Consider the following 26,284-nt stretch of genomic DNA (forward strand, 5'->3'; position numbering starts at 1 on the left):
TTCGAACAGGGAGCGCTTTATGTTCAACCCAGCTAACGAAACCCACTTCAGCCTCAAGGTCGAAGACTACGTGGGCGACCTGCAAGTGCTGTCGTTCACCGGCACTGAAGGCATCAGCCAGCCGTTTCGTTTCGACCTCGAACTGGTCAGCGAAAACCCCGATCTGGATCTGGAAAAGCTCCTGCACAAACAGGCGTTTCTCGCATTCGATCCGCAGGGCTCCGGCATTCACGGCCAGATCTACCGCGTCGCCCAGGGCGATGCCGGCAAGCGCCTGACCCGCTACAAGGTCTCGCTGGTACCGCAACTGCAATACCTGCATCACCGCACCAACCAGCGCATCTACCAGCAGATGTCGGCGCCGAAAATCATCGCGCTGATCCTCGACGAACACGGGATCAAGGGCAACGCCTACAGCTTCCAACTGAGCCAGCCGTGCCCGGATCGCGACTACTGCGTGCAGTACGACGAAACCGACCTGCACTTCTTCCAGCGTCTATGCGAGGAGGAGGGTATTCACTACCACTTCCAGCACAGCGAAAAGGCTCACCTGCTGGTGTTCGGCGACGACCAGACCGTGTTCCCCGACCTCGGCCAGCCGACCGCTTACATACAGGGCAGCGGCATGGTCGCCGAAGAACCGGTGATCAAAGGCTTCAAACTGCGCCTGGAAACCCGCACCAGCCGCACCACGCGCCGCGACTACGACTTCGAAAAACCGCGCTTGCAAATGGAAGCGGCTTACAAGCCGGATGGCGCTTCCGACAGCGAAAACAGCGAACCGGATCTCGAAGACTACGACTACCCGGGCCGCTTCATCGACCGCGCACGCGGCAAGTTCCTCAGCCAGCGCGCCCTCGAACGCCACCGCGCCGACTACCGCCAGGCCGAAGGTCGCGGCGACCAGACCAAACTGGTCAGCGGCCACTTCATGGCCCTGTCCGAGCACCCGCGCAGCGAGTGGAACGACCTGTGGCTGCTCACCGAAATCTTCCACGAAGGCAAACAGCCGCAAGTCCTCGAAGAAGGCGTGACCAGCGACACCACCGACAACAAGGACGACTTCCACCAGGGCTACCGCAACACCTTCCTCGCCACCCCGTGGGACGTGTTCTACCGCCCGGCCCTCGAACACCCGAAACCGCGCGTGCTCGGCAGCCAGACCGCCATGGTCACCGGCCCCAAAGGCGAAGAAATCCACTGCGACCAATACGGCCGCATCAAAGTGCAATTCCACTGGGACCGCGAAGGCCTGGCCGACGACAAAACCAGCTGCTGGCTACGCGTCTCCAGCTCCTGGGCCGGCGACCGCTACGGCGCCATCAGCATTCCGCGCGTCGGCATGGAAGTCCTCGTCACCTTCCTCGAAGGCGACCCCGACCAACCCCTCGTCACCGGCTGCCTGTACCACAAGGAAAACCCGGTGCCGTACGCCCTGCCGGCAAACAAAACCCGCAGCGTCTTCAAAACCCTCAGCTCCCCGGGTGGCGGCGGGTACAACGAGCTGCGCATCGAAGACAAAAAAGGCGCGGAGCAGATCTACATCCACGCCCAGCGCGACTGGGACGAAAACATCGAGCACGACCAGAAGATTCGGGTCGGGAATGAACGTCACGACACCGTGGTGAAGAACACCTACACCGAACTCAAGGCCGAAGAGCACCGCACGACGATTTCCGACCGCAAGGTTGAAGCGAAGCTGGATGATCACCTGACGGTTGGGCAGAACCAGCATGTGAAGCTGGGCACGGCGCAACTGACCAGCGTGGGCAAAGAGATTCACCTCAAGGCTGGGGACAAGATTGTTATTGAGGCGGGGACGGAGCTGACGATTCTTGGGGGTGGGAGCTTTATCAAGCTCGATGGCGGTGGTGTGACGGTGGTTGGGCCGGTGGTGAAGATTAATGCCGGTGGGTCGCCGGGGAGTGGGACTGGCATCGGGATTAAACCGCCGGTGCTGCCGGGGGCGGCGGATAAGGATAAGGCGGGGAGTTTGATGGATCAGGCGTTGGGGAATGCGCCGCCTGAGAAGGTTAAGCCGAAGGCTTTTTTTGTGTTTTCAGAGTAAGGATGAAGCGAATGCTCAACATCAGAACATCTCAGGCAATGCAGCGATTCAAACGGGCTCCGCTGCTTATTGCTCTCTTGGTATTAAGCGCTTGCTCCCAAATGACGCTGGAGGAGCAGTTCACCGGTATTGAAACGTGCAACATCCATAACATTTTTCTCGACCCGGTTACCAACAAGCCAAGTGGCCAATATTTTATTGATAAAAAACTTGAGCCTTGTCGGGTTGATGAAGCAGCGTTTTACTGCGTGAACGATAAATTCTATGGTTTGACGGTCAGCCAGATTGCCATTCCGTATAAAGGCCCTTTCAGTGTTCACGCCATCTACTTGAAAGAAAGTCCAGTGGTTGTTGAAGCCGCCTTACGTGAGCGCTTCAAAGACTTAAAAATAAATCAGAGCGAAGGTAATGCTCCGATTTTGATCGCCGACCCAAAGCAACAAGGAAGTTCGGTCTTCTACTGTGATGAGTACAGTGAGTAATCAATATGGAATATTTTAATCCAGGCGCGCCATTTCATTATACGAGTGCATGGAACCCTACTCGAGTGCATCCGGTGAGCGGGTTGGTCAGACCACACCGGGGTGAAGACTGGGCGGCACCCGCTGGAACACCCATTCCAGCAGCCGGCGCGGGAAAGGTTGTTTATAAAGGTGTCATGAATGGCTACGGCAATGTGGTCGTTCTAGAGCACGCGAATGGCGCTGAAATCGTGCATACGCTTTATGCACATATGCGCTCAGCATCGCCCTTGGCGATGGGGGCAGCGGTAGCAAAGGGTGGAACGGTCGGTCCGTGTGGCAACACCGGTATCGGAACCGGTGCCCATTTGCATTTTGAGGTTTTGAGGAACGGCACCAAAGGTCACCCCAACCTGGCGCAAGGTCATGCGACGGTGAACCCTCGTGGGTTCGATATCTCGAATCTGACGCATCCGGATAACGCAACGGCGGCCGCTCCTGCGGCAACACCTGCCACAACGCCTGCTGCCGCTGCGTCGACGCAAAAAATGAGCTTCCAATACCCGATCAGGAAGCATGGCGGCAGCCAGTTTGAGGATGCAGAGGAACTGTACAAAGCCTTGGAAGGCGAGACAGCCGGGCACTATTTGCTCGGAAGCAACCATTTCTGGCACGGTGGAATCCACATCACTAACGCCAGTGCACCACAGTGCATCAGGGACGAGCCTGTGCGCTGTATGGCCGATGGGGTAGTCGTCGCCTATCGCTTGAACAAGAACTATCTGACGTCGGATTTCGAACCGGCCAAAGGCTTGCAGTACTCCACTTCATTTTGTCTTGTTCGACACGAGTATGAATCACCCGCGAATGAAAAGTCCGAGGGGGTAAAAACCAATAAGCTGGTTTTCTTTAGTCTTTACATGCACGTGTTGCCCTATGAGCTTTATACGGCAGAAGAAGAGAAATCCCCTAGAGTGGTTGCCGTTGTTAACGGTGGCTGGCCTGCTCGAACACATCATAAAGACGATCCACAAAGTAAGGTCGTGGAAAACATACCGTCGGGTGTCGAGTTTGAAGTACTAAAAGAGCAGCCGACGGCTGACGGTAAATACAATTTTGCTCAGGGCAAAATCCTCAAGGGCAAAATTGGTGAACTCAAGAAAGATGATGTCGTCTGGTTCGCTATCGAAGAAGACGGTCAGCCCATTAAGAACAGCAAAAACAAGGAACGCTTGAAAACAGTGCTCCCACCCGAGCGCAAGGTTCCTGGCTACTGGAAAGGCATGGTGGAGGCTACGATTACAGCTCCACGTGGTCTGAAAGTTCGAGGTGCTCCATCCGGCGATAAAGCAGGAGAACAAGTAGCTCCCGATCAAGTGCTGTGTACCGGAAGTACAATCCGCTTTGACAGTGACAAGATCAAATGGCTGTTAGTGGATGGTAAAAAGTACCCTATGGCAGAATGCACTTTCGTTCCGTCGGGAGGCACAGGCCTAAAAGGCGAGGGTGTTTTGCCTGCGACGTTCTGGTGCAGTGTGGACGATGTCGGGTCAGGTGCTGTTATCAAGAGAAAAAGCACAATTCCTACTGTTTTTGACAGTGTTGTGGTGTGTAATTCAGCAATCAAGGCGGGTGAGCCGATCGGTTATCTAGGTCTCTACGAAACACCTGCGGACGATAAAGGAAATATCAACAAGAAACATCAGGTTCACATCGAGATTTTCAGCTCGGATGAAAAACTTGAAGAGTATTTGAAAAACCCTGCGGCATTGGTTGAAGGCAAAAAATATCTGAAGTTGAAAAAGGGTCAGGTATTAGCTGCCAAAGGTGGTACCGATCAGGCACCGGTATTCACTCCTCAGGAGCCCGGGTTACCAGCAGACACATTAGTGCCCGTTGATCGCCCAACCATTATTAAAGACAGTGCAGGCAAGGAATGGGTTCGGGCCGCATTTCAGAGTGACGGCAAACCGCAAACCGGGTTTATCGAAAAAGAAAAACAGGAAATCATCTGTCAACATGATTGGGAAAAGCTTGGCTTCAAAGTCATCAAAGAGAGCAATGCCACAGCCGACGGGTTTCTGGATCCAGGTGACATGCCCGCTTTCTTTAAGGAGCTGTATGCCAAGATTGATGCAAAAGGTACTCAGGATAACGAAGTTACGTCTGCTGAATTGCAACGCGCTTTGCGAGATCCTGAGATCCGCAGCGAGTGGTCGAAGCTAATTGCTTACCATCCAACGGAATGGCAAGCGAAGTCCAGTGAACCCAAGTGGGAGCGGCTGAAAACACTGATGAAGGATTCGCCTGAACTACTCAAACATGAGCAAGAGCGGATAGATAAGCTCGTCTTCTGGGATGAGATGGCGGGTGCCATGCAAATCCCGTTGCCAAGCCAGATTTATCATTTTCATCCGATAGAGTTCATCGGTAATTTCAAGGCCAAAGGTCCTGTTGCTCACGCTGGATTATTTACCGTCGCCGATGGCAAAGCCGCGATCAAGATAATTTACGAGAAATACGGGAAAGACATGGCGGTCATCATTGAACGTATGTACCGCGATGAGACCGGCCACTTCGAGTCAGGGCAGTACGCGAATTGCGGAACCGGTGGTATGGAAGCTTTTGGTAGCCCTCCATATTATGGTTGGGACAGTTCTATTTTTGAGGCCAATCCTGAATACACCCCCACCGGTACGTGGTCGGCGTTTGAAAACAAGGGGATGAGTGGGCAAGGCGGAAACGCACAAATCACCGACAAGAAGAAAGTTTTTGTCGTATTGCCTTCGGTGATAGCGGGTATGGAGTATAAGGCGGCCTATATCAAGCGGCACAATGGTCAGTGGGCACGCTGGCACTCTACCGATACGAATGTGCAAGCAGTATACAAAAAACACATTGAGGCGATTCGCGCTCGTTTTGTAGAAGCGTTGGAGAAAGGTGAATAAATGAAAGTCATGAAATATAAACGTATCAGCTTGAACCTGTTTTTTGGTTTTGTTTTTTCGGCTTTTGCCAGTTTGGTGTTTGCAGGTAACGATGAAGCTGTTGATGCGCGCTCAGACAGTGCGGGTTGCTATGGGTATCTGACAGAACTGGTGAGAAGCAGTAACTTTCCATTTCGTTATACAAAGAAAGAAAAAATCAACCTGCTGATTGATGATGATAATGGAGAGAGAGTGCTCGCGCAGTTGCACTATGATACGTCGGGAGAAGGTATCGTCGGCTGGATCAAATATTATCCACAAGACAAAACCTTGTTTAATGCCTCGGCTGATCTGGATGAGCCGGTTGAATTGGTGTACGACAAAAAGTATTCAGAGCTTTATGAGAAGTGCGTTGCAAAGCTGAATAACTGACCGAAAAATAGCTTAACGGAGGACGGATTTATTTGAATCCGTCCCCTTCTTATCTTTACGTCTTAACTTCCTGCCTCGCCGCAGTTAACTCCTCCAGATGATCCAGCGCACGCTCCACCATAAGCTGCGCGCCATCGGCAATTCGGCTAAGGGCTAACGCTACGGAGCGGTTGGGGCCTTCGACATCGTCGGCTAATTTGGCAGCGATGGCGCTGATGGACAACATGTCGTCGGAGGCGTTGGCCAGGAGGTCTTCCGAGTCGATGTCATTGGCGACGGTGAAGAGTCTGCCTTTGCGGCGTTTGGACTGTTTGTCGTTGGTAGGCGGGAAGGAGTGAAATAGGGCCAGACCACCTTTTAGTAGTATCCGAAAAACGTGGTCTGTCCCCAATTTCCCCAAATGGTGAATGGCGGCCAAAATGGATATGCGGACAGGAACAGTAGGTTTCAAGCACTCGCTGCACTTATGAACATTAACTAAGAGGTCGTTCTGCAATGCTCCGTGTATTTATGTTTGCTTTTGTTTTCCTTCTGGCAAACTCCAGCAGTGCGCAAGATGTAGACTATCTTCAGGGAACGGTAATCCAAGGACCATTTAGAACTGACGTCGTAAATGGGGGTGAATTATCATTCCTGCAGACGACGAGCGAGGAGTTTCCTGTTTCTCTGGTTCTGGATGTTGTTGGGGTCGACAATAAAAAAAATAGAAGTCTTGTCGATAAATACGATGTGGCTGGGTCAGACCCAAAAATTGAGTCGATTTTCTTTTATCCAGTTAAGGGTAAGAAAAATGTGCTTGTTTTGGTTTCTTGGGAAATTACGAGCAGAGGAATTGGAACGTACGGGACCCTTTATCAAGTTTATGGGTATGAAAAAAGTGCGGACAATAAATTGGTTGTGAATAAGCTTGTCCGATTTGATAAGAATCTGAGTGGGATGGAAGGGTATCAAGAAGGTGAGGAGCAACATTTTCCTTATGTTAATGCAGGGTTGATAAAATCTTATATCAAGAAAATAAATGGCGCTAAATAGCGATGGCTGCCAATGTTTTGCGTTTAATAGGGCAGGCTACTCTTTATTATGCGTGAACGTGGTTTGGCCCCGGCTCGCCGAGCGCAAAGCCTGAATGACTCAAGGATGAACACAGTGAACCGCTTTGTTTTTACGCTGTTGGTCGCACTACTACTGCCGGTTTCAGCGGCCTATGCGCAGGACGACTGCAGCCATGTAGCCTCAAGCCTGGAAATGGTGCCCTGCTCGGAGGCGGCGAAGAAGGCTGCCGATGCGCAGTTGAACGTTAGCTACAAGCAGTTGATGGCGCGACTTGAATCTGACTATCGAGCAGATCCCGCGCTGGGCGCGGAGTACGCGGCGAAGGTTAAAGAGTCGCAACGTGCGTGGTTGAAATTGCGCGATGCGAACTGCCCGTTGGAGGCGTTCGAGATCGAGACGGGGATGCCGGCGCATGTGTTCGCCGTTAACTCGTGCATCGCCAGAATGAGTCGTGAGCGCTCGGCGTACCTGGACAAGATCGTCCCTGCTCTTGCATCCGACAAGAGCACTTCGACGGCGCCGGTCAACGACGCCTGTCCTTCAGAGGAATTCCCAGCTTTCCTTACAGCGTTTTCCGCCAACAGCGAATCACAACGCCGTCTCACTGCGATGACGGTCAAGTTGCTTGTGTTGAAGCCGGTTGCAGGCAAGGACCGTAGTACCTTTGAGCCTTCGACCTCGGGCGTCAGCGGAGCTTCTTTCACCTACCCGCTGATGGCCGCCATCACACCCGGCAAGACACCTGGAGTCGAGATTGAAGAGGTCGATGACAGTCACGTCAACGTGGTCGATAAGCGGGCGGGCAATAGTAATGTAAAAATCTTCAACTTCTCTCGTCAGGCATGTTGGGTGCTGGAGGGGATTGAGGATTGGTCGGTCAGCGAACAGTATCTGGTGGCAACAAATAACCCAGGAATGAGCCGTGCCGAGCAGTTCTGTTATCAACGTGCTGAAGCGTTAGGTGGGTTAGGGTTTCTTGAGCAGTACCGACTGACAGTGGAGTTGATCGAAGCGTCCTTGGAAAATTACTTGTGTGCCGCAGAGTCGGGGGATGCACAGGCGAGCCTGTCGGCGGCAAGCCTTAGCCTTTCGCAAATGGCGTCTCAGTTGGAAACCCCGAGGGTTGAAGCGCTGTTCAAAGCGGCTTCGAAAATACCGAGTGGCGCGTTGGCCTATGCCACGTTTTTTTGCTTAGGAAATTCCACAGACTATGGCGGCCCTTGCCTTCATCCAGCGCAAGCGGAAGAGCAGATCATTCGGGCGGTAAAGATGGATTCGACCGAAGCGATGAATTATCTGGCTTCTACATTCGAGGATGGAAGACTGGGCACAAAAGATGTGTCCCGCGCATTGGCTTGCTACCAAATGGCTGCTGACAAAGGTGACCCCCGGGCGAAGGAGCACTTGAAGCTTTTAAGCTCGCAAGGCACACAGCCGATCAAAGCCAGTCACTGCATTTGAAGTTCGTGGGGCATGTTTGGTGCGCTTTCGCACGCGCTGATCTTGAACCAGTCGCACTAAATAGCTTAACGCTTGTGCATCTGACAACCCCCATTTTCCTTTAAACTCCCCGCCCTCAAGGAATGCGCTCAGGACACGGAATGCCAGCCCCCTCGATCTCCCTTCGCCCAGCGTTAGTACTCTGGCTATACGCCGCCGCAATCGCGCACATACTCGCCGGCCTCACCCTGACCTGGGCCGGTCACTCCGGTTTACTCGACGGCTATCTGCAAGTTCTCGAACTCGCATTCTGGGGCGCCGATGCGGTGCCCGCCGCCGGCCACGAACAACAGGTCTGGTGGCTCGCGCTGTTCGGCGCGACGCTGCAAAGTTATTCGCTGTACATGCTCGCGCTGGTGCACCTGGGCAATCGCTTGAAAGCCCCGGCAGTCTGGGGTTGGTTGATCGCGGGCATCCTGTTATGGGCGCCGCAGGACATGTGGCTTTCAGCGCAACAACAGGTCTGGTCGCACATGTGGCTCGATGGTTTTGCGTTGTTGGTGCTGGTGCCGCCGTTGTTCTGGCTGTATCGGCATGACCGCCGAAAATCCCCTTCAGTAAAGACTCGGAGCCAATCCAACTCGTTTGCCGGCGGCGCTTTCAAACGCGTGCTGATCACCGGCGGCACCGGGTTTATCGGTGAAGCCTTGGTCAATCAATTACTCGACGCCGGCCATTCGATCAGCGTCCTGACGCGCGATCCGTTGAACGCGGCCAATCTGTTCAACGGCCGCGTCCGCTGTGTGTATTCGCTCGGCGAACTCAGCCACGACGAAGCCTTCGACGTAGTGATCAATCTCGCCGGCGCGCCCGTCGCCGGTCCACGCTGGAGTCCCAAGCGTCAGGCGCAACTGCTCGCCAGCCGAGTCGGCACCACCGAAGCGTTGATGACTTGGTTGAAGAACACCGAGCACAAACCAGCACTGTGGATTCAAGCCTCGGCGATCGGTTTCTACGGCGTGCGCGATGCCAGCGAAAGCCTCGATGAACAGGCCAGCAAGGGCGACGGTTTCATGGCCGAACTCTGCGCGCGTTGGGAAGCCGCCGCACAACCGGCCACTGAGTTTGGCGTGCGTCAGGTGGTGCTGCGTCTCGCGTGGTCTTCGGCCCGGGCGGCGCGTTGACGCCGTTGCTGCTGCCGTTCCGCTTGGGCTTCGGCGGGCGCATGGGCGATGGTCGGCAGATCATGAGCTGGGTGCACCGCGACGATGTGCTTCAGGTGATCGCAAGGGCTTTCAATGACGACAGTCTGCGCGGCACCTACAACATGGTGGCGCCGGAAACGGTCAGTCAGGCAGCCTTTGCCGAGAACGTTGGCAAGGTCCTCAAGCGTCCGGTGTGGTTCCACATTCCAGCCGCGCCAGTACGTGCGCTGGCAGGGGAGATGGCGCAGTTGTTCTTCGACGGTCAGCGCGTGGTGCCGCAGCGTTTGACCGAGGCTGGCTACACATTCCGCTTTCCAACCCTCGACGCCGCTCTGCGCGATCTGACCTGAGGATCGCTCATGAGCAAGCCCTTGATGTACCTGTTGGCCGGCAACGGCAGCGCCGCCGATTGGTGGGATGACGCGCAGCCGCACTTCAAACGTTACGAAGTGGTGCCGCTGGAGTTGCCGGGTTTCGGCGCCAATCCGCAGCCGCCCTGTGAGGATCTGGCGGACTACGCGCAGACCTTGCTGGCGATGACACAGCAGGGCAGCGCGATCATGGCGGTCGGGGTCAATGCGTTGCTGGTGTTGCATGCGTTGCAACGTCGGCCGGGACACTTTTCCCGCAGCGTTTTGTTGGCGCCGGTCGGTGCGTTTCTGTGGCAGCGGCGGTTGCCGGCGCTGATGTCGCCGCTGCCGATTCGCAAGACCATTCACTGGTTGCTCTCGAACAAACCCACGCTGTTCGCGCGCAAGTTTTCCAACCAGACCTGGACGCCCGAGCAGTACCAACGCATGGGCGCGGGCTATGCGCGCTGCCGTGCGTTCGTGCCGCACTGGGATCTGATTCGCGCCGACACCGCGCTGCCACTGCTGGAGTGGATCACCGATCCGGTCGAGCTGGTTTGGGGCGATCAGGACGCTGTACTCGGCATCGAGCAAGCGGCAGCGTGGTCGGCGATTCTCGCTCGCGCTGATCTGACCATCAGCCTCAAACCCGGTTGGGGTCATTACCCATGGATCGACTCGCCCGCGCAGTTCGCGCAATGGCTGGAGTCGGGCGAGCGCGGGTTTGTTGCGCACACCAAGGGCGGGCGTTTGCGCCTGGCTGAACTGGCGCGGCAAGCGGTGCCGGCGGCGCTGACGCTCAACGATTGCAATGATCCGCGTCTGTCAGCCTTTCTCGCCGCGCAACCCGACGTGACCTGGGCGGTACGCTCCTCCAGTTATGGCGAAGATCAGGCCGATTCGGCGAATGCCGGTTTGAGCACCACTTACCTGCGCGAGCCGCGCGCCAATGTGCCGAAACGCATCGCCGAACTGACGGCCGAAGGCGTCGAGGAAGTGGTGGTGCAGCGCTTCATCACGCCGGTAGTTTCCGGGATCGCGTTCGTGCGCCATCTCTCGGTAGAACTGGAATGGATTGAAGGTCATCTCGAATCGCTGGCCGATGGACACGTCAGCCCCTCACGAGCAACGCTTTCGCGACTCGGCGATGCGTGGCGCAGCGGCACGTTCACGCCGTCCCACGGCTTGACCGAAGACCTGCTGTGGCGCTTTCTGCAAGACGTGTTGCGCGTGTTCCACTACGTGCCCGGCGACGTCGAATGGGCCTGGGACGGCTCGCAACTCTGGCTGCTGCAATACCGGCCGATCAGCGACTACGGCTGGCGCCGGCACCTGACCGCCGCCAACATCGCCGAGATCCTGCCGCCGCAACCGAGCGTGCTGGTGGAGTACGCCCAGCGCCGCGCGGCGGTGAGTATCCCGGCGATCATGGCGCGCTGGGATGCGCGGGTGTTGCAGGACAACGAGCCGTTCACTGCTGTGTTCGGCGGCGCGTCCTACATCAACAATGATCTGTTTCTTGCCCGGTTGGCCGACTGGGGCATCAGCGCCGATAACTACGCCGGTGAAGTTGGTGGTGCGACGCCGCATCTGCCGTGGCAACCGTTGAAGATGCTGCGTTCGTTGCCGCTGTTTTTGCGTATGCAACGCAAGGCTCGCGGCCATTTGCTGAACCTTGAAAACGGTTTGCAGCGCTTCGATCGGGAGCTGGCCGAACTGGTCGCCCAAAGTGCCAATGGCCAGCAATTAGCAGACTGGTTCACCCGGTTCTACGTGTTCGTGGTGCAAGGCAATCTGTGCGTCGCCACGGCGCTGGCCAGCAGTGGCGGCGACTGGCTGGGCCGTCCGCCGACCGCGTACGACAATCTGGAAAACAGTCCTCATCGACTGCCGTGGGAAACCGATCCGGCTACCCCGCGACCCGCGTCGAGCGAACTGCCGCTACAGTCATTCCCACAATGGTCCGGGCTGATCCGCCTCGCGCGTTCGACCGGCCTGCCGGGCCTGCGCGGTTACTACCTGCAAGTACGCGAGTGGTATCGCGACAATCTGATGCGCATCTTCTTCCGTCTGCACCACGCCATGCCCATGGCGGATCGCGAACATTGGTTCGCGCCGCATCCCGACGTGCGCACCCGCGATGGCAGCTTCTGGCAGGACGGTCGCGAAGGTGCGGAGCAAGCGACCGGATTCATGATTTATCCGGGGCAAGCGCAAGGCATTCTCGGCGAGGACATCTTGCTCGAAGACACCCTCGATCCCGGGCGGCATGCGCACTACCAAACCGCGCGGGCGGTGATTGCCCGGATGGGCGGGCGCTTGTCGCATGGCTCGACGTTGTTGCGCGAGTTGCGCAAGCCGTCGGCGGTGATGCCGCAGGTGGATCCGGCGTGGATGGGGTGTGAGGTGTTGTATCGGGATGGTGAGTTGGAATTGATCAATTCGAAGGATAGGAAGTGAAAACACTATTGTTGCGTATGAACTGGCTGTCACTGGTAGCGGGCAGTCTCTTGGCAATTTCAACCGCCATGGCCTTCGCTGCAGATCCAACCTTCAAGGATTACACCGTCACGCCAGTTTTCACCGGCCCCAACCATAAGCTGGTGCCGCAAGAAAACAGCAGCCCAATGATGGACCAAGCGCGGGCACAAGCCCTGAAAGGCAAGGTCAACTTCGCCGGCCATTACATCCTGCACAGGCTCGGCTGCGGCGGCAACGCCATTTGCGGCGAAGTGCTGGACGCCCAGACTGGGGAAGTCGTGGGTGGTCTGCCGAATGCCTCCGACGGCAGCACCTTCGGCATTGTCTACCAGCCCGATAGTCGCATGCTCATCGTTTCCGGCATTTCCGCCGATACTGAAGAAGACGCACAGGGCAATGAGCTGGAAACCCGCTACAGGACTCGCTACTACGAGTTTGTGAACAACGAGTTCCGATTGCTGATGTTCAAAGACTTGTAATCGCCGCCGCTTGATTAAGGATGATTGGATGAACCGTTTTTCCATTCGGCTCACGCCGAATGCTCTTTTACTCTTGCCCCTTATCTGCGGGCCGGCGTGTTATTGGGGTTGAGCGGTAATACTATCCAGTCAAATTTCGAGACCCGAGAGGTTTCCATGAAAAAGTCCAAACATGAACCCAAGCCTATGATGGCTGCCCGGTTCCAGGCCGAAGCTCGTGAGGTTTTGGCCAAACGTTCCGGTAAGCGCAGCCGCTTTCTGGATGTCGCACTGTCCAAAGGCAGTGATTTCGAGCCTGTCGGTCGACTGGCCGGCTGAAGGTTTCGGATTCTCGAAAAAGCTGCCTGATTGGCAGTTTTTTTGTGTCTGGATTTTTTACCGATAGGTGCAGAAAGGGGACTTAACGTCCCCTTTTTTCATCCGCAAATTTCGCTAGGACTTGGCCGCCAGGTTCCGCACTTCAATATGGTCGAGCGTCCCTTCCACCATCAATCGCACCCCATCCGCCATTCTGCTCAGGGCCAGCGCGACCGAGCGGCGGGAGCCGTGGAGGTCGTCGGCGAGGTCGCAGGCGATGGCGCTGATGGACAGGAGGTCTTCGGAGGCGTTGGCCATCAGGGCTTCGGCATCGGTGCCGGGGGTGAGGCTGAAGAGGCCGGTTTCGCGTTTGGGTTGGGATTCGGTGCGCGGTTTGAAATGGTGGTCGAGGGCGCGTTCGGCGGCTTCGTGGAATTTCCTGGATTCCAGCGATTCGTAGGGCGATATGTCTGGGGTTTCGGGGGGATTGGGTGTTGGTTTGATCATAGGTATTTTCCGAGTTATGGAGCCAACACCGTTTCGCTTGCTTCGAGAGGGTGGCAGCTGTGTATAGGTGTGCAAGACCGGACTCGGAAACCGGCAGACCCGAAGGTCTCCCATACACAGCCGCCATAACAGTTCGCGAGCATAGGAAAACGCCCGGCGAATAGCCATAACTGAATGCATAACGAGTCTGGACTTGCACGTCCGAGTCACCGATTTTGCAGTGACACACACAGGCTATCGACGATGCTCCAACCTGCCTAGTTCACGCACAACACCACGCCTTGCAGGAAATTTCCCATAGGTTTGCAGGCTGGAAGATCAAAAGATCGCAGCCTTCGGCAGCTCCTACAGGGATGTGTTTCAACAGGTGTAGGAAGTGGATTGCTGAAGCGTGACTTGGCGGTCATCGTGCGGGAAATGGGCTGCATCATCTTCCATTAGAGGCAGATAGTGGCGTTATCGTCTGAATCCCTTACACTGCCCCGGCCGTTCATTTTCCTTTTGAGGCTGTGCGCATGAAATTTCGTTTTCTTCTGTGGATGATGGGTTTGTTGATGGGTAAGGCCAGCCGGACAAATCCTGCATTCCAGCAGCAGTTGGGTGACAAGGATCTGGTGTTTCAGCTGCAGACGCTGGACGGGAAAGTGGCGCGGCATTTCGTGGTGAAGAATCAGCGGGTTACCAGCAAGTCTGGGGTGGTGGCGGAGCCGGCGTTTGCGATTGCGTTCAAGGATGCGGGTTATGCCTTTGCCACGATGCAGGCGAAGAACAAGCAGCTGGCGTTTATGCAGGGGATTCAGGACAAGTCGATCCAGCTCAAGGGTAATCCGGCGCTGGTGATGTGGTTTCAGGGGTTGATGAAGTATTTGAAGCCGAGGAAGGCCAAGCCTAAGGCTTGAGCCGAGTCTTGATCAGAAGAGCTTTTGTGGCGAGGGAGCTTGCTCCCGCTGGGCTGCGGAGCGGCCCTAAACCCTGAGGCCTTGTTGTGTCAGGCATATTTTGTTGGCTGGTTTTGCGACTGCTGCGCAGTCGAGCGGGACGGTGCGACGATTCGACAAGCTCCCTCGCCACAAGAGTTTGCTGAGCCAGTTGGATCGTGGTGGATTCTTCGCGAGCAGGCTCGCTCCCACAGGGGTTGTGTAAACCTTGGGGGAGCGGGCCTGTTTTGGTTCAGGCCTGGCTGAATTGCGAGGCCAGTTCGCGCAGCAGGACTTCGGCTTCGAGGACTTTGCTGACGACATCATTGGCTTTGTCGCGGGTCAGGCCGACGCGTTCGAGCAGGGCGTCGGGGATGTCTTCGTCGGGGCCGGAGCCGATGCCGCGGCTGCGCAGCAGGCGTACGGCCAGGCAGACGAGGTTCGGGTATTCGGCGTAGGCGCCGTCGTAGCTTGGGTCGTGCTGGAAGCGCAGGGCGGTGGCCAGTTCATCGGGCATGTCCCAGTAGCGCATCAGCCACGAGCCGATCTGTTCGCGGCTGATGCCCAACAGGTGCTGCTCGATGTAGCTGTGGCACAGGTGCGGGTTGACCTCCAGGTGACGGCAGATCAGCGAGAAGTGCGGCGGGAACACGTGGGCCAGCAGCAGGTAACCGAAGTTGTGCAGCAGACCGGCGAGATAGGTCAGGCCGGCTTCCGGGCGCTGGGCGCGGGGCATGGCGCGGGTCAGGCCTTCGATGACGGCGGCGGTGTAGATCGACTGCTGCCAGTACGGCGTGGTGTGTTGCGGGTGGTCTTTCGGCAGGCTCAGGGTCTTGCCGAGGGCCAGGCCCAGCGCCAGGTTGATCACCAGATCGAAACCGAGCACGCGAACGATCGCGTCTTCCACGGAACGGATTTTGCCCGGCGACGCGTAGTACGGCGATGCGGCCCAGCTCACCACTTGTGCAGCCAGCGCCGGGTCGGTTTCGACCACGCCGGTGATGTCATCGATGGTGGCGTTGGGGTCGACGCGCAGCTTGATGATTTTTTGCGCGGTTTCGGCCAGCGGGGGAATCTCGATGGTCGCTTCCAGACGCTGCTGAATCCGGCGTGCAGTGAACGCCTGCACGGCCTGGGTGATTTCCTCGCGGTCATCGTCCGGGCGGTCGAGGTTCGGGCGGATGCTGCTCAGGGCTTCGCCGAAATTGGCGGCGCTGGCCTTGGTCAGCATGGTCTTGAAGTTCTCGCTGGTGATTTCCAGGAGCAGGCCCGGCTCGCCGGAGTTGATCAGCAGCTTCGGTTCGCGCAGCAGGCTTTCTTCGTAGAGACACGGCGAACTGGTCAGCGCCGGCAGGCCCGGCAGCAGGCTCAGACTGTGTTTGCCGAGCATCTTTTCCAGGCGCTCGGTGGACACGGCGGTCAGACGTCGGCCAGTGAGTTCGGCGAGGCGATTGAGGTCGAGCAACTGGCTCTGCGGAAACAGCACCATCAGCGCGCCCACAGCATCGTCCAGCAATACGGCTTGTACCTTGCGCGAAGCATTGAGGCCGTGGTGGTCGAGCACTTCTTCGTAAGCGATGCCCAGCTTGCCCAGCAGCAGCCGAATGACGGACGGAGCGTGCGGGAGTTCGGGGGCGAGAGCGGCTTCGGTCATGGTGTGTATCCGTTTTTGAAACAATGGCAGGAGTATAACCAGCTCTGTAGGAACGATCCTGCACAAACTGCGACGGTGCTCACACTTGGCCGTATTGCTGCCCGTGGCGCAACCAGCGGTCGAGCAATGGGCTGACGTGAGTCGGCCAGCGCTCGAGCAAAGCTTGCGCGGCATCGCGTACGGCGGGCAGCAGATCGGCGTCGCGCATCAGGTCGGCGACCTTGAATTGCAGCAGACCGGTCTGGCGCGTGCCGAGCATTTCGCCGGGGCCGCGCAGTTCGAGGTCTTTTTCGGCGATGACGAAACCGTCGTTGGTCTCGCGCATGATGCCCAGGCGCTGGCGGCCGATCTGCGACAGCGGCGGATGGTAGAGCAGCACGCAATGGCTGACCGCGCTGCCCCGGCCGACGCGGCCGCGCAACTGGTGCAACTGCGCGAGGCCCAGACGCTCAGGGTTTTCAATGATCATCAGGCTGGCGTTGGGCACGTCGACGCCGACTTCGATCACGGTGGTGGCGACCAGCAGTTGCAGGTTGCCGGCCTTGAATTCGGCCATGACCGCCGCTTTTTCGGCGGGCTTCATGCGCCCGTGGATCAGCCCGACTTTCAGCTCGCCGAGAGCGGCGGTGAGGTCTTCGAACGTGGTTTCGGCGGCCTGACAGGTCAGCTCTTCCGACTCTTCGATCAGGGTGCACACCCAATAGGCCTGACGCCCTTCGGCGCAGGCGCTGCGCACCCGTTCGATGACTTCGACGCGACGGGTGTCGGTGACCAGCACGGTGTTGACCGGGGTGCGACCGGGCGGCAATTCGTCGAGGATCGAGGTATCGAGGTCGGCGTAGGCGCTCATCGCCAGGGTGCGTGGAATCGGCGTGGCGGTCATGATCAGTTGATGCGGGCACATGCGCCCGCCGACACCTTTCTGCCGCAGCGCCAGACGCTGTTGCACGCCAAAGCGGTGCTGTTCATCGATGATCACCAGTGCCAGATTTTTGAACTGCACTTCGTCCTGGAACAGCGCGTGGGTGCCGACCACCATCGGCGTGCCGCTGGCGATCTGTTCCAGCGCGGTGACGCGATTCTTGCCCTTGAGCTTGCCGGCCAGCCACGCGACGTCGATGCCCAGCGGTTCGAGCCAGCGCTTGAAAGTGATGAAGTGTTGCTCGGCAAGGATCTCGGTCGGCGCCATCAGCGCGACCTGATAACCGGCCTCCAGCGCTTGCAGCGCCGCGAGGGCGGCGACCACGGTTTTGCCCGCGCCGACATCGCCCTGAATCAGCCGCAGCATCGGTTCGTGCTGGCTGAGGTCGTAGGCGATTTCGTTGCCGACGCGTTGCTGAGCACCCGTCGGGTTGAAGCCGAGGTTGGCCAGATATTTCGGTGGCAGTTTTTTCGCCTTCGGCATCGCTGGCGCGCGCAGGGAACGCATGCTTTCGCGCAGACGCTGTTGCGACAGTTGATGGGTCAGCAGTTCTTCGAAGGCCAGCCGATGCTGGGCCCAGTGATGACCGAGGGCCAGCTCATCGACATCGGCATCGGCGGGCGGGTTGTGCAGGTAGCGGATCGCATCGGCCAGCGGCGCCAGTTGGTAGTCGCGGGCCAGTTCGGTCGGCAACCAGTCGGGCAGGGTGTTCGGCTTGAGTAGCGTCAGGGTCTGCATGCACAACTGGCGCAGGCGCTGTTGGGTCAGGCCTTCGGTGAGCGGGTAGACCGGGGTCAGGGTTTCATCCACGGGCGGCGGTTCGTCACCGGTGATGGCGCGGTATTCCGGGTGGTAGATTTCCAGCCCCGAAGCGCCGGGCCGTACTTCGCCGTAGCAGCGAATCCGCGTGCCGCGCTTGAGGCCTTCTTTCTGCGCGTTGCTGAAATGGTAGAAGCGCAGGCTCAGCCCGCCGGTGCCGTCCTGCATGCGCACCACCAGGCTGCGACGCCGGCCCATGACCACGTCGGCGCCGCTGACGGTGCCTTCGACCACGGCGTCCTGGCCCGGTCGCAAGTGGCCGATCGGCACCACGCGGGTGCGATCCTGATAACGCAGCGGCAGGTGAAACAGCACGTCCTGGAGATTCTCCAGGCCGACCTTGGCCAGCTTCTCGGCCATGGCTTCGCCGACACCCTTGAGTGCCGTCACCGACACTTGCGACAGCTCAGTCATGTCCCTGGCTTAACCGGCCGTAACCGGTGCGGCGGGCTTGGCCACCGAGCACAGGCGAACGGAGTCGGCGAGGATTTCGATGGCTTTCGGCCGCGGGAAGCTCGCGCGCCACGCAATCGCCACGGTGCGGAACGGCACCGGCGCCGACAGTGGACGCACTTCGATCACGCCGGGGGCGTAGTGGTGGCTGTCCACCGCCGACAGCGGCAGGATCGAGATGCCCAGACCGGACGCGACCATGTGGCGGATGGTTTCCAGCGAACTGGATTCCACCGTGGTGTGCTTGGCGCCATCGTTGCCCTTGGTCAGGGTCGGGCAGGCCTCAAGCACCTGGTCGCGGAAGCAGTGGCCTTCGCCGAGCAGCAGCAGGCTCTTGTCGTTGAGCAGGGCAGCGTCGATGGATTCCTTTTGCGTCCACGGGTGCTGGGCCGGCATCAAGACGTAGAACGGCTCGTCGTACAGCGGCAGGGTCAGCACGTCGGCTTCGTTGAACGGCAGGGCGATGATGATCGCGTCGAGTTCGCCGTTGCGCAGTTTGTCGCGCAGCACGTGGGTGAAATTTTCTTCGATGTACAACGGCATCTGCGGGGCGACCCGGTGCAGTTGCGGAATCAGGTGCGGGAACAGGTACGGCCCGACGGTGTAGATCGCGCCGACTTTCAGCGGGGCGGTCAGCTGGTTCTTGCCGGCCTGGGCCAGTTCACGGATGCCTTGGGCCTGCTCCAGGACTTTCTGCGCCTGGGCGACGATGCCTTCGCCGACCGGGGTCAGGCGCACGGCGCTTTTGCTGCGCTCGAAAATCAGCACACCGAGTTCGTCTTCAAGTTTTTTCACGCCCACCGACAGGGTCGGCTGGCTGACGTGGCAACGCTCGGCGGCGTGGCCGAAGTGCTGCTCTTGGGCGAGGGTAACGATGTAGCGTAATTCTGTGAGAGTCATAGCAAGCGTCCATGAAGTTGCGGGCCAAGCATAACGGCTGCAATCGATAGACGCACGTTATCAGACTGAGTGAGGAATGCGACACCGGGCAATGTGAGTTTGGCGTTGCCAGATATGCAAAAGGCACCTTTCGGTGCCTTCTCGATCCCACTGTCGATACATAACCCCTGTGGGAGCGGGCTTGCTCGCGAATGCGGTGTGTCAGAACCATTGATGTCGACTGACACGACGCTTTCGCGAGCAAGCCCGCTCCCACATTGGATCAGCGGCGTCTCTCGAGGGAGTAAACAAACGGCGCGACAATTTCGATCGAGCCGTTGGTCAACATGTCCGCCGGTGGCTTGGGCAGCGGTTGGGCGCGGCGGATCATTTCCAGGGTGGCCCGGTCCAGATCAGCATTGCCGGAGCGGCCCACCAGTTCGAACGACAGCACATTACCTTCGGCATCCACCACGAAACGCAGACGGTTCAGGCCTTCCTTGCCCCGTGCCTGTGCGCTTTGCGGGTACTTTTTGTACTTGGCCAAGTGCGCGAGCAGGGTGCCTTGCCAACTGGCCTTGGCGGCCAATTGTGCGGGCGACGGGCCCGGTGCCGGCTGGGCGGATTTCTCCGTCGGTGCCTGGGTCGGTTGCGTGTCGGCCGGTTTTTCCTCGGAAGGTTTTTCCTTCACGGGTTCCGGTTTTTTCTCGACCGGTTTGGGTGGCTGCGGTTTCGGCTTTGGCTTGGGTTTCGGCTTCGGTACGGCAATCTCGGCCTTGGGTGCTTCAGCCAGTTTCGGAATCGGCAGCTCTTCAACCGGAGCCGGTGGCTGCGGCGGTGTGACGACTTTCGGCGGAGCAGGCGGTGGCGGGGCCGGAACCGGTGCCAGCTCGACCACCATTGCCTGCGGCGGCAGTTCGATGGGCGGGCGGGCGGTCCAGTTCAGCGCCAGCGCGATGGCCAGCGCGTGAACGCCCAGCACCACGGCCAGGCTACCGCTGTAACGCGTCAGCTTATGGCGCGTCGTGATCATTTCTTGGCTGCGCTCTCGAGGCCCACCAGACCGACCTTCAGGTAACCGGCCGAGCGCAACTTATCCATCACGCTCATCAGGTCGCCGTAGTCCACGCCCTTGTCGGCCTGGAAGAAGATGGTGGTGTCTTTCTTGCCCTGGGTCTTGGCGTCGAGGACGGCACCAAGGGTTTCGGCGCTGACTTCGTCGTCACCAATGTACAGACGCTGATCAGCTTTTACGCTGAGGAACACCGGTTTCTCCGGGCGCGGCGCCGGTTTGGCGGTCGAGGCCGGCAGGTCGACTTTGATGTCCACGGTGGCCAGCGGCGCGGCCACCATGAAGATGATCAGCAGCACCAGCATCACGTCGATGAACGGCGTGACGTTGATTTCGTGGTTCTCGGCCAGATCGTCGTCTGCGCCTTCTTTCAAATGCAGGCCCATGGCCGATTACCCCACTTTCACCATGTGCGGTTGCGAGCTGCTGCGCTCAGGCTGGTGGTCGAGGTCACGGCTGACCAGCAGCAGAACCTGCGCCGAAGCGTCGGACACCTGCGCCTTGTAGCCGGCGATGGAGCGGGCGAACACGTTGTAGATCACCACCGCAGGAATCGCAGCAACCAGACCCAGCGCGGTGGCCAGCAGCGCTTCGGCAATGCCCGGCGCCACGACGGCGAGGTTGGTGGTCTGGGTCTTGGCGATGCCGATGAAGCTGTTCATGATGCCCCACACGGTACCGAACAGGCCGACGAACGGCGCGGTGGAACCGATGGTGGCGAGGACGCCGGTGCCGCTGCTCATGTTACGGCCACAGGCAGCGACCAGACGCTCAAGACGGAAGCTGACGCGCTCCTTGATGCCCTCTTTCTCGCGGCTGTTGACCGACAGGCGCATCTCTTCGAGCGCGTCGTGCACCAGCAGGTTGGCCAGGGTGCCTTCCTTCGCTGCAGTGGCGCTGGCTTCCTTGAGGGTGGCGGCTTTTTTCAGGGCGGCGATTTCACCTCGCAGACGACGCTTGGCGCCCATCAGCTCGAAGCCTTTGGCGATCCAGATGGTCCAGGTGATGATGGAAGCAATGGCCAGACCGATCATCACGATTTTCACGATGATGTCGGCGTTCTGGTACATGCCCCATGGCGACAGGTCGTGCGCCATGCCCAGGGTGTTGTCAGGTTCGAGCACTTCAGGCGCGTCTGCTGCGCTGGCGTCTACAGCCTGTACCGGGTCGGTGGCGGCTGGCGCGGCGGCAGCAGGGGCGTGCTGTTCGGTGGCAGCCGGAGCGGCTGGCGCTTGTGCGTCAGCGAAAGCAGCGGTCGGTGCCAGCATCAGGCTGAGCAGCAGGGCCGCCACCGCGCTGAAGGCGCGAGGTCGTTTGGTTGGCGAAGCGGGGATTTGATTACGTGTCATGCTGGCCGGACCTGAGGTAGAAAAACGGTGATGCTCTTCCAGGCCTCGTGAGGCCGAGAACAAAAGTGGGGTGCATTATTGCAAGTAATTCTTGTTAACAAAAGTAATAGAGTTTCTTTTTTTCCTTCATTGCTAGCCGTTCGTCCTTTGCGAGGGCTAGTCTGTTCCTTTCGTTTGGGAGTTTTTTGATGTCTGCGCCTTCTGTTTTGATTGCCGGTTGTGGTGACGTCGGCAGTCGTCTGGCTACGCAATTGTTGGCCGCCGGCTGGGAGGTGCATGGTCTGCGCCGTGATGTTTCGCGTTTGCCGGACGGCGTCATCGGCGTGGCCGGTGACTTGTTCAAGGAAGATTGCCCAGAGACCTGGCCGGTCGGGGCGGTGGATTACCTGGTGTATTGCGCAGCGGCAACCGATCACGATGAGGCCGGTTATCGTGCGGCTTACGTGCAGGGTTTGCAGAACGTGCTGAGCTGGCTGGACGACTATGGGCAGACCCCTGAGCGGCTGCTGTTCGTTTCCAGCAGCAGTGTGTACGGGCAGCAGGAAGGGGAGTGGGTCGACGAGAACTCAGAGACTGTCGCCAGCGGATACTCCGGGCGACTGATGCTTGAGGCCGAGCAAGTGGCGCTGAACAGCGGCATCCCGGCGAGCATCGTGCGCCTGACCGGTATTTACGGCCCGGGTCGTGAGTGGCTGCTGACCCAGGTGCGTCGCGGATATCGGGTGGCGGTCGAGCCGCCGCTGTACGGCAATCGCATTCACGCCGATGACGCGGCAGGTCTGATGGCGTTTCTGCTGCAGGTGGCTCATCAGGGCAAGTCATTGCAGGATATCTATATCGGTGTGGACGATGCGCCCGCACCCTTGGCCGAAGTGGTTGCCTGGCTGCGCGAATATCTGGGGGTTACCGAGTGGGCGGAAGACGCCAGCGTACGCCGCACCGGCAGCAAGCGCTGCAGCAATGCCCGGGCGAAGGCGCTGGGCTGGACGCCGATGTATCCGAGTTACCGCGAAGGCTATGCGGCGATTCTTGAAGGCAAATGCTGACCTTCTAACGCCACAAACCACTGTGGGAGCGGGCTTGCTCGCGAAGAGGGTGTGTCAGGCAACATTGATGTCGACTGACACACCCCCTTCGCGAGCAAGCCCGCTCCCACAGGGTTACGTGTTGCTCTCAGGCGCGGTTACTGCTTCTCAAGCAACCACTTGCGTTCACCCGGGGTGAACTGCGGCATTTCATCCGCCAGTGCGCTGTTCACTGCCTGGAAAATCTCCAGCGCCTTGCCCTTGCGGGCAAAGATCCAGTTGTTGCCTTGGCCGTTGAGTTGCAGCCACATGCTGTCGTGGTCGCTGTTCATCGAGGCACAGTCGCCTGCCAGGCACAGGGCATAGCGGTCGGCGCCGGGCAGACCGGACACCTGGCCGTCGGCCTGGAACTGCACGGTGCCGCCTTCGCCGTCGCCGCTGGCAATCTTCCAGCTGCCGCCCAGGTAGGCCGAATACAGTGCGCGCTCGAAGCTGGCGCCGATTGGCGCACCTTCCGGCACGGGGATTTGTGCGCGGTCGAACAACTGGTCGGGTTCGTTCTCGGTGGCGGCTTGTTTCATCCGGCCGCCGTCACGTTTCAGCTCACTGCCGGAGCTGCCATAGAAGTCGACTTTCCAGGCGCCGGACTGTTCGCCCTGCAGCCGTCCTTCGACGTTCTCGAAGCCGTTGGTGTAGCGGGCCTGACCGGCCTTGGTGTTGACGTCCCACTCCAGGTTCGGGCCATAGGCCTGAAGCGCTTCGCGCAGGGGGCCGCCCTTGGCAGCAGCATCGATCGCCACCTGGTTGATCCAGGTGCCGCTGATGTCACGGTCGGCGGGGTCGCTGGCACAGCCGCCGAGGAAAATGGCGAGCAGCGAGAGAGCAAGCGCTTTGCGCATGGTGGAATCCTTTCAAAACCTTTTCTTTACCGCAGAGCAGTCGGCGCAGCATTTGAAGGCTGCGCCGTGTGCATTACTCGATGACCAGGATGGCATCCATTTCGACTTGCGAACCCTTCGGCAGGGCAGCAACGCCGATGGCGGCGCGGGCCGGATACGGCTGGTCGAAGTACTTGCCCATGATCTCGTTGACCTTGGCGAAGTGGCTCAGGTCGGTGAGGAAGATGTTCAGCTTGACGATGTCCTTGAACGAACCACCAGCGGCTTCAGCCACAGCTTTGAGGTTCTCGAACACCTGGACGGTCTGGGCTTCGAAGCCTTCAACCAGTTCCATGGTTTTTGGGTCCAGAGGAATCTGGCCCGACATGTAGACAGTGTTGCCGGCCTTGATCGCCTGGGAGTAGGTACCGATGGCGGCTGGGGCCTTGTCGCTGGTGATAACAGTCTTGGTCATGTATGACTCCTTGTTAGGTGTGAGTTAGGCACGCATGCGGGTGATGCGGATGACCCCGGTCAGGGCGCGCAGTTTCTTGATCACGCGGGCCAGGTGCACACGGTCGTGGACGCTGACCACCAGCTGGACGACGCTGATGCGGCCATCGCGCTCGTCCATGCTGATTTTCTCGATATTGCCGTCGGCCGCGTTGACGCTGCTGGCCAGCAGGGCGATCAGGCCGCGTTGGTGTTCCAGTTCGACGCGCAGCTCGACGTTGAATTCGCCGGTTACATCCTTGGCCCACGAGAGCTGGATGCATTTTTCCGGGTTGTGCCGGATTTCGCTGATGTTGCGGCAGTTGTCCAAGTGCACGACCATGCCTTTGCCCGCCGACAGATGGCCGACAATCGGGTCACCCGGGATCGGCGTGCAGCACTTGGCGTAACTGAGCACCAGACCTTCGGTGCCGCGAATCGCCAGCGGACCTTCCGGACTTGGCAACTGTTCACCTTCGCCGAGCAGACGGCGCGCCACGACATAGGCCATGCGATTGCCGAGGCCGATGTCTTCGAGCAAATCTTCGATCAGTTCGAGGCGGTACTCGGTAAGCATGGCCGTGACGCGCTCGGCCGGGATCTTCTCCAGCGAGCTGTCGAAACCGTTGAGCACCTTGTTCAGCAGGCGTTCGCCGAGGCTGATGGACTCGGAGCGGCGTTGCAGTTTCAGCGCGTGGCGGATGTGCGTGCGTGCCTTGCCGGTGACCACGAAGTTGAGCCACGCCGGATTCGGCCGCGCGCCTGGCGCGCTGACGATCTCGACCGTGGAGCCGCTTTGCAGCGGTTCGGACAGCGGTGCGAGACGGCGGTTGATCCGGCAGGCGATGCAGCTGTTGCCGACGTCGGTGTGCACCGCATAGGCAAAGTCGACCGCCGTGGAGCCTTTGGGCAGCTCCATGATCCGGCCTTTGGGCGTGAACACGTAGACCTCGTCCGGGAACAGGTCGATCTTCACGCTCTCGATGAATTCCAGCGAGTTGCCGGCACGTTGCTGCATTTCCAGCACACCTTTGACCCACTGACGGGCGCGGGCGTGAGTGCCTTTCGGTTGCTCGTCACCGCTGGATTTGTACAGCCAATGGGCGGCGATGCCGTTATTGGCCATCTCTTCCATTTCGCGGGTGCGGATCTGGATCTCGATCGGTACGCCGTGCATGCCGAACAGTGTGGTGTGCAGCGACTGATAGCCGTTGGCCTTGGGGATCGCGATGTAATCCTTGAAGCGCCCCGGCAACGGTTTGTACAAATTATGCACAGCACCCAGCACGCGGTAGCAGGTATCGACCTTGTCGACGATGATCCGGAACGCATAGACGTCCATGATCTCGTTGAAGGCCCGACGCTTGCCGCGCATTTTCTTGTAGATGCCGTAGAGGTGTTTCTGGCGCCCGCTGACTTCGCCCTGAATGCCGTCGATCGCGAGGCAGTGGCCGAGGGACTCTTCGATCTTGTTGACGATTTCCTTGCGGTTGCCCCGGGCGCGCTTGACCGCCTGGTAGATCCGCGCGGAACGCATCGGGTGCATCGCCTTGAAGCCGAGGTCTTCAAATTCGATACGAATCGCGTGCATGCCCAGCCGGTTGGCGATGGGCGCGTAGATTTCGAGGGTTTCCTTGGCGATCCGGCGGCGTTTTTCCCCGGACAGCACTTCCAGCGTGCGCATGTTGTGCAGGCGATCGGCGAGTTTGACCAGGATCACGCGAATGTCGCGCGCCATGGCCATGGCCATTTTCTGGAAGTTTTCGGCCTGGGCTTCGGCCTTGGTCTCGAAGTTCATCTGGGTCAGTTTGCTGACCCCGTCGACCAGTTCGGCCACGGTTTCACCGAACTGCGCTTGCAGCGCCTCTTTGGCGATACCGGTGTCTTCGATCACGTCATGCAGCATCGCGGCCATCAGGCTCTGATGGTCCATGTGCATGTCGGCAAGAATATTCGCCACCGCAAGAGGATGCGTGACGTACGCCTCGCCGCTGCGACGGCGCTGACCGTCATGGGCTTGTTCGGCGTAGAAATACGCTCGGCGGACCAGGTTGACCTGGTCGTTGCCGAGGTAGGTCGATAAGCGATCGGCGAGGGCGTCTATGCTCGGCATGATGACTCCTG

Annotated in this window: 22 protein-coding genes and 2 pseudogenes; 13 read left to right on the plus strand and 11 right to left on the minus strand. The window is 58.9% G+C overall.

Annotated elements, in window-relative coordinates:
- Nucleotides 1-19: 19 nt before the first annotated feature.
- From JFU48_RS07785 to JFU48_RS07800, 4 genes are read left to right on the plus strand one after another with little or no spacing between them, the layout of a single operon-like run.
- Entirely contained in the window at nucleotides 20-2,068 is a 2,049-nt protein-coding gene (locus JFU48_RS07785) for a type VI secretion system Vgr family protein (protein WP_201136232.1), read from the plus strand.
- Between the two features lie 11 nt (nucleotides 2,069-2,079).
- A complete protein-coding gene (locus JFU48_RS07790) occupies nucleotides 2,080-2,550 on the plus strand; it encodes a hypothetical protein (protein WP_186448440.1) in 471 nt (156 codons plus the stop codon).
- Between the two features lie 5 nt (nucleotides 2,551-2,555).
- Nucleotides 2,556-5,477, plus strand: a complete 2,922-nt coding sequence (locus JFU48_RS07795) for a M23 family metallopeptidase (protein WP_201136233.1) — start codon at nucleotides 2,556-2,558, stop codon at nucleotides 5,475-5,477.
- The gene (locus JFU48_RS07800; protein WP_242486627.1) at nucleotides 5,478-5,888 is read left to right on the plus strand and encodes a hypothetical protein; all 411 of its coding nucleotides are present in this window, start codon (nucleotides 5,478-5,480) and stop codon (nucleotides 5,886-5,888) included.
- 55 nt (nucleotides 5,889-5,943) lie between these two features.
- Here JFU48_RS07800 and JFU48_RS07805 read toward each other — a convergent pair whose 3' ends face one another.
- Nucleotides 5,944-6,279, minus strand: coding sequence for a DUF6124 family protein (locus JFU48_RS07805; protein WP_242486659.1), 336 nt, complete (start codon nucleotides 6,277-6,279; stop codon nucleotides 5,944-5,946).
- A 104-nt stretch (nucleotides 6,280-6,383) separates the two neighbouring features.
- Here JFU48_RS07805 and JFU48_RS07810 point away from each other — a divergent pair, with 104 nt between their 5' ends.
- The 7 genes and pseudogenes from JFU48_RS07810 (at nucleotide 6,384) to JFU48_RS07835 (ending at nucleotide 13,214) form a co-directional block, all read left to right on the plus strand.
- Nucleotides 6,384-6,920 (plus strand): hypothetical protein, encoded by a 537-nt coding sequence (locus JFU48_RS07810; protein ID WP_103521970.1) that lies wholly within the window; start codon nucleotides 6,384-6,386, stop codon nucleotides 6,918-6,920.
- A 114-nt stretch (nucleotides 6,921-7,034) separates the two neighbouring features.
- Entirely contained in the window at nucleotides 7,035-8,402 is a 1,368-nt protein-coding gene (locus JFU48_RS07815; protein WP_201136234.1) for a lysozyme inhibitor LprI family protein, read from the plus strand.
- 140 nt (nucleotides 8,403-8,542) lie between these two features.
- Nucleotides 8,543-8,992 (plus strand): annotated as a pseudogene (locus JFU48_RS29900) (TIGR01777 family oxidoreductase); the annotation flags it as partial.
- A gap of 27 nt (nucleotides 8,993-9,019) precedes the next feature.
- Nucleotides 9,020-9,936 (plus strand): annotated as a pseudogene (locus JFU48_RS30315) (TIGR01777 family oxidoreductase); the annotation flags it as partial.
- Between the two features lie 9 nt (nucleotides 9,937-9,945).
- On the plus strand, nucleotides 9,946-12,396 hold the full coding sequence (locus JFU48_RS07825) for an alpha/beta fold hydrolase (protein ID WP_201136235.1): 2,451 nt from the start codon (nucleotides 9,946-9,948) through the stop codon (nucleotides 12,394-12,396).
- 17 nt (nucleotides 12,397-12,413) lie between these two features.
- On the plus strand, nucleotides 12,414-12,896 hold the full coding sequence (locus JFU48_RS07830; protein WP_201137061.1) for a hypothetical protein: 483 nt from the start codon (nucleotides 12,414-12,416) through the stop codon (nucleotides 12,894-12,896).
- Nucleotides 12,897-12,920: 24 nt separating this feature from the next.
- Nucleotides 12,921-13,214: a hypothetical protein gene (locus tag JFU48_RS07835; RefSeq protein ID WP_201137100.1), complete on the plus strand. Its 294-nt coding sequence runs from the start codon at nucleotides 12,921-12,923 to the stop codon at nucleotides 13,212-13,214.
- 114 nt (nucleotides 13,215-13,328) lie between these two features.
- Here the strand turns inward: JFU48_RS07835 and JFU48_RS07840 are convergent, their stop codons facing one another.
- Nucleotides 13,329-13,700, minus strand: a complete 372-nt coding sequence (locus JFU48_RS07840) for a DUF6124 family protein (RefSeq protein ID WP_201136236.1) — start codon at nucleotides 13,698-13,700, stop codon at nucleotides 13,329-13,331.
- A gap of 515 nt (nucleotides 13,701-14,215) precedes the next feature.
- Between JFU48_RS07840 and JFU48_RS07845 the strand changes: the two genes are divergently transcribed.
- A complete protein-coding gene (locus tag JFU48_RS07845) occupies nucleotides 14,216-14,599 on the plus strand; it encodes a helicase (RefSeq protein ID WP_003229522.1) in 384 nt (127 codons plus the stop codon).
- A gap of 271 nt (nucleotides 14,600-14,870) precedes the next feature.
- On the opposite strand, the gene JFU48_RS07850 is transcribed toward JFU48_RS07845, so the two are convergent.
- From JFU48_RS07850 to exbB, 6 genes are all read right to left on the minus strand, one after another.
- Entirely contained in the window at nucleotides 14,871-16,271 is a 1,401-nt protein-coding gene (locus JFU48_RS07850; RefSeq protein WP_201136237.1) for an aminoacyl-tRNA deacylase and HDOD domain-containing protein, read from the minus strand.
- Between the two features lie 79 nt (nucleotides 16,272-16,350).
- Nucleotides 16,351-18,426, minus strand: coding sequence for an ATP-dependent DNA helicase RecG (gene recG, locus JFU48_RS07855; RefSeq protein ID WP_103369795.1), 2,076 nt, complete (start codon nucleotides 18,424-18,426; stop codon nucleotides 16,351-16,353).
- Between the two features lie 9 nt (nucleotides 18,427-18,435).
- Nucleotides 18,436-19,365, minus strand: a complete 930-nt coding sequence (locus JFU48_RS07860; RefSeq protein WP_027610401.1) for a hydrogen peroxide-inducible genes activator — start codon at nucleotides 19,363-19,365, stop codon at nucleotides 18,436-18,438.
- A 262-nt stretch (nucleotides 19,366-19,627) separates the two neighbouring features.
- Nucleotides 19,628-20,377, minus strand: a complete 750-nt coding sequence (locus JFU48_RS07865) for an energy transducer TonB family protein (RefSeq protein ID WP_103483728.1) — start codon at nucleotides 20,375-20,377, stop codon at nucleotides 19,628-19,630.
- Complete coding sequence (gene exbD / locus JFU48_RS07870; protein ID WP_201136238.1) at nucleotides 20,374-20,802, minus strand: TonB system transport protein ExbD; 429 nt, start codon at nucleotides 20,800-20,802, stop codon at nucleotides 20,374-20,376. Before exbD ends, JFU48_RS07865 begins: the two co-directional genes overlap by 4 nt.
- Before the next feature lie 6 nt (nucleotides 20,803-20,808).
- Complete coding sequence (gene exbB, locus JFU48_RS07875; protein ID WP_201136239.1) at nucleotides 20,809-21,765, minus strand: tonB-system energizer ExbB; 957 nt, start codon at nucleotides 21,763-21,765, stop codon at nucleotides 20,809-20,811.
- A gap of 188 nt (nucleotides 21,766-21,953) precedes the next feature.
- Between exbB and JFU48_RS07880 the strand changes: the two genes are divergently transcribed.
- Complete coding sequence (locus JFU48_RS07880; RefSeq protein WP_201136240.1) at nucleotides 21,954-22,811, plus strand: SDR family oxidoreductase; 858 nt, start codon at nucleotides 21,954-21,956, stop codon at nucleotides 22,809-22,811.
- A gap of 137 nt (nucleotides 22,812-22,948) precedes the next feature.
- On the opposite strand, the gene JFU48_RS07885 is transcribed toward JFU48_RS07880, so the two are convergent.
- The 3 genes from JFU48_RS07885 to spoT all read right to left on the minus strand — a co-directional run bounded on the left by JFU48_RS07885 (nucleotide 22,949) and on the right by spoT (nucleotide 26,273).
- Nucleotides 22,949-23,689 carry a hypothetical protein gene (locus tag JFU48_RS07885; RefSeq protein ID WP_103483724.1) on the minus strand — a complete coding sequence of 247 codons (741 nt, stop codon included), beginning with the start codon at nucleotides 23,687-23,689 and terminating at the stop codon, nucleotides 22,949-22,951.
- Between the two features lie 73 nt (nucleotides 23,690-23,762).
- A complete protein-coding gene (locus JFU48_RS07890) occupies nucleotides 23,763-24,143 on the minus strand; it encodes a RidA family protein (RefSeq protein ID WP_003229509.1) in 381 nt (126 codons plus the stop codon).
- A gap of 24 nt (nucleotides 24,144-24,167) precedes the next feature.
- Nucleotides 24,168-26,273, minus strand: a complete 2,106-nt coding sequence (spoT, locus tag JFU48_RS07895; RefSeq protein ID WP_003229505.1) for a bifunctional GTP diphosphokinase/guanosine-3',5'-bis pyrophosphate 3'-pyrophosphohydrolase — start codon at nucleotides 26,271-26,273, stop codon at nucleotides 24,168-24,170.
- Nucleotides 26,274-26,284: the final 11 nt, after the last annotated feature.

The organism is Pseudomonas sp. TH49, from assembly GCF_016650625.1.
Lineage (GTDB): Bacteria > Pseudomonadota > Gammaproteobacteria > Pseudomonadales > Pseudomonadaceae > Aquipseudomonas > Aquipseudomonas fluorescens_H.

Bases quoted from the DNA above. Each gene is read 5' to 3' on its own strand.
- JFU48_RS07785 (WP_201136232.1), top strand. From the start codon at position 20: ATGTTCAACCCAGCTAACGAAACCCACTTCAGCCTCAAGGTCGAAGAC.
- JFU48_RS07790 (WP_186448440.1), top strand. From the start codon at position 2,080: ATGCTCAACATCAGAACATCTCAGGCAATGCAGCGATTCAAACGGGCT.
- JFU48_RS07795 (WP_201136233.1), top strand. From the start codon at position 2,556: ATGGAATATTTTAATCCAGGCGCGCCATTTCATTATACGAGTGCATGG.
- JFU48_RS07800 (WP_242486627.1), top strand. From the start codon at position 5,478: ATGAAAGTCATGAAATATAAACGTATCAGCTTGAACCTGTTTTTTGGT.
- JFU48_RS07810 (WP_103521970.1), top strand. From the start codon at position 6,384: ATGCTCCGTGTATTTATGTTTGCTTTTGTTTTCCTTCTGGCAAACTCC.
- JFU48_RS07825 (WP_201136235.1), top strand. From the start codon at position 9,946: ATGAGCAAGCCCTTGATGTACCTGTTGGCCGGCAACGGCAGCGCCGCC.
- JFU48_RS07830 (WP_201137061.1), top strand. From the start codon at position 12,414: ATGAACTGGCTGTCACTGGTAGCGGGCAGTCTCTTGGCAATTTCAACC.
- JFU48_RS07840 (WP_201136236.1), bottom strand. From the start codon at position 13,700: ATGATCAAACCAACACCCAATCCCCCCGAAACCCCAGACATATCGCCC.
- JFU48_RS07845 (WP_003229522.1), top strand. From the start codon at position 14,216: ATGAAATTTCGTTTTCTTCTGTGGATGATGGGTTTGTTGATGGGTAAG.
- JFU48_RS07850 (WP_201136237.1), bottom strand. From the start codon at position 16,271: ATGACCGAAGCCGCTCTCGCCCCCGAACTCCCGCACGCTCCGTCCGTC.
- recG (WP_103369795.1), bottom strand. From the start codon at position 18,426: ATGACTGAGCTGTCGCAAGTGTCGGTGACGGCACTCAAGGGTGTCGGC.
- JFU48_RS07860 (WP_027610401.1), bottom strand. From the start codon at position 19,365: ATGACTCTCACAGAATTACGCTACATCGTTACCCTCGCCCAAGAGCAG.
- JFU48_RS07865 (WP_103483728.1), bottom strand. From the start codon at position 20,377: ATGATCACGACGCGCCATAAGCTGACGCGTTACAGCGGTAGCCTGGCC.
- exbD (WP_201136238.1), bottom strand. From the start codon at position 20,802: ATGGGCCTGCATTTGAAAGAAGGCGCAGACGACGATCTGGCCGAGAAC.
- exbB (WP_201136239.1), bottom strand. From the start codon at position 21,765: ATGACACGTAATCAAATCCCCGCTTCGCCAACCAAACGACCTCGCGCC.
- JFU48_RS07880 (WP_201136240.1), top strand. From the start codon at position 21,954: ATGTCTGCGCCTTCTGTTTTGATTGCCGGTTGTGGTGACGTCGGCAGT.
- JFU48_RS07885 (WP_103483724.1), bottom strand. From the start codon at position 23,689: ATGCGCAAAGCGCTTGCTCTCTCGCTGCTCGCCATTTTCCTCGGCGGC.
- JFU48_RS07890 (WP_003229509.1), bottom strand. From the start codon at position 24,143: ATGACCAAGACTGTTATCACCAGCGACAAGGCCCCAGCCGCCATCGGT.
- spoT (WP_003229505.1), bottom strand. From the start codon at position 26,273: ATGCCGAGCATAGACGCCCTCGCCGATCGCTTATCGACCTACCTCGGC.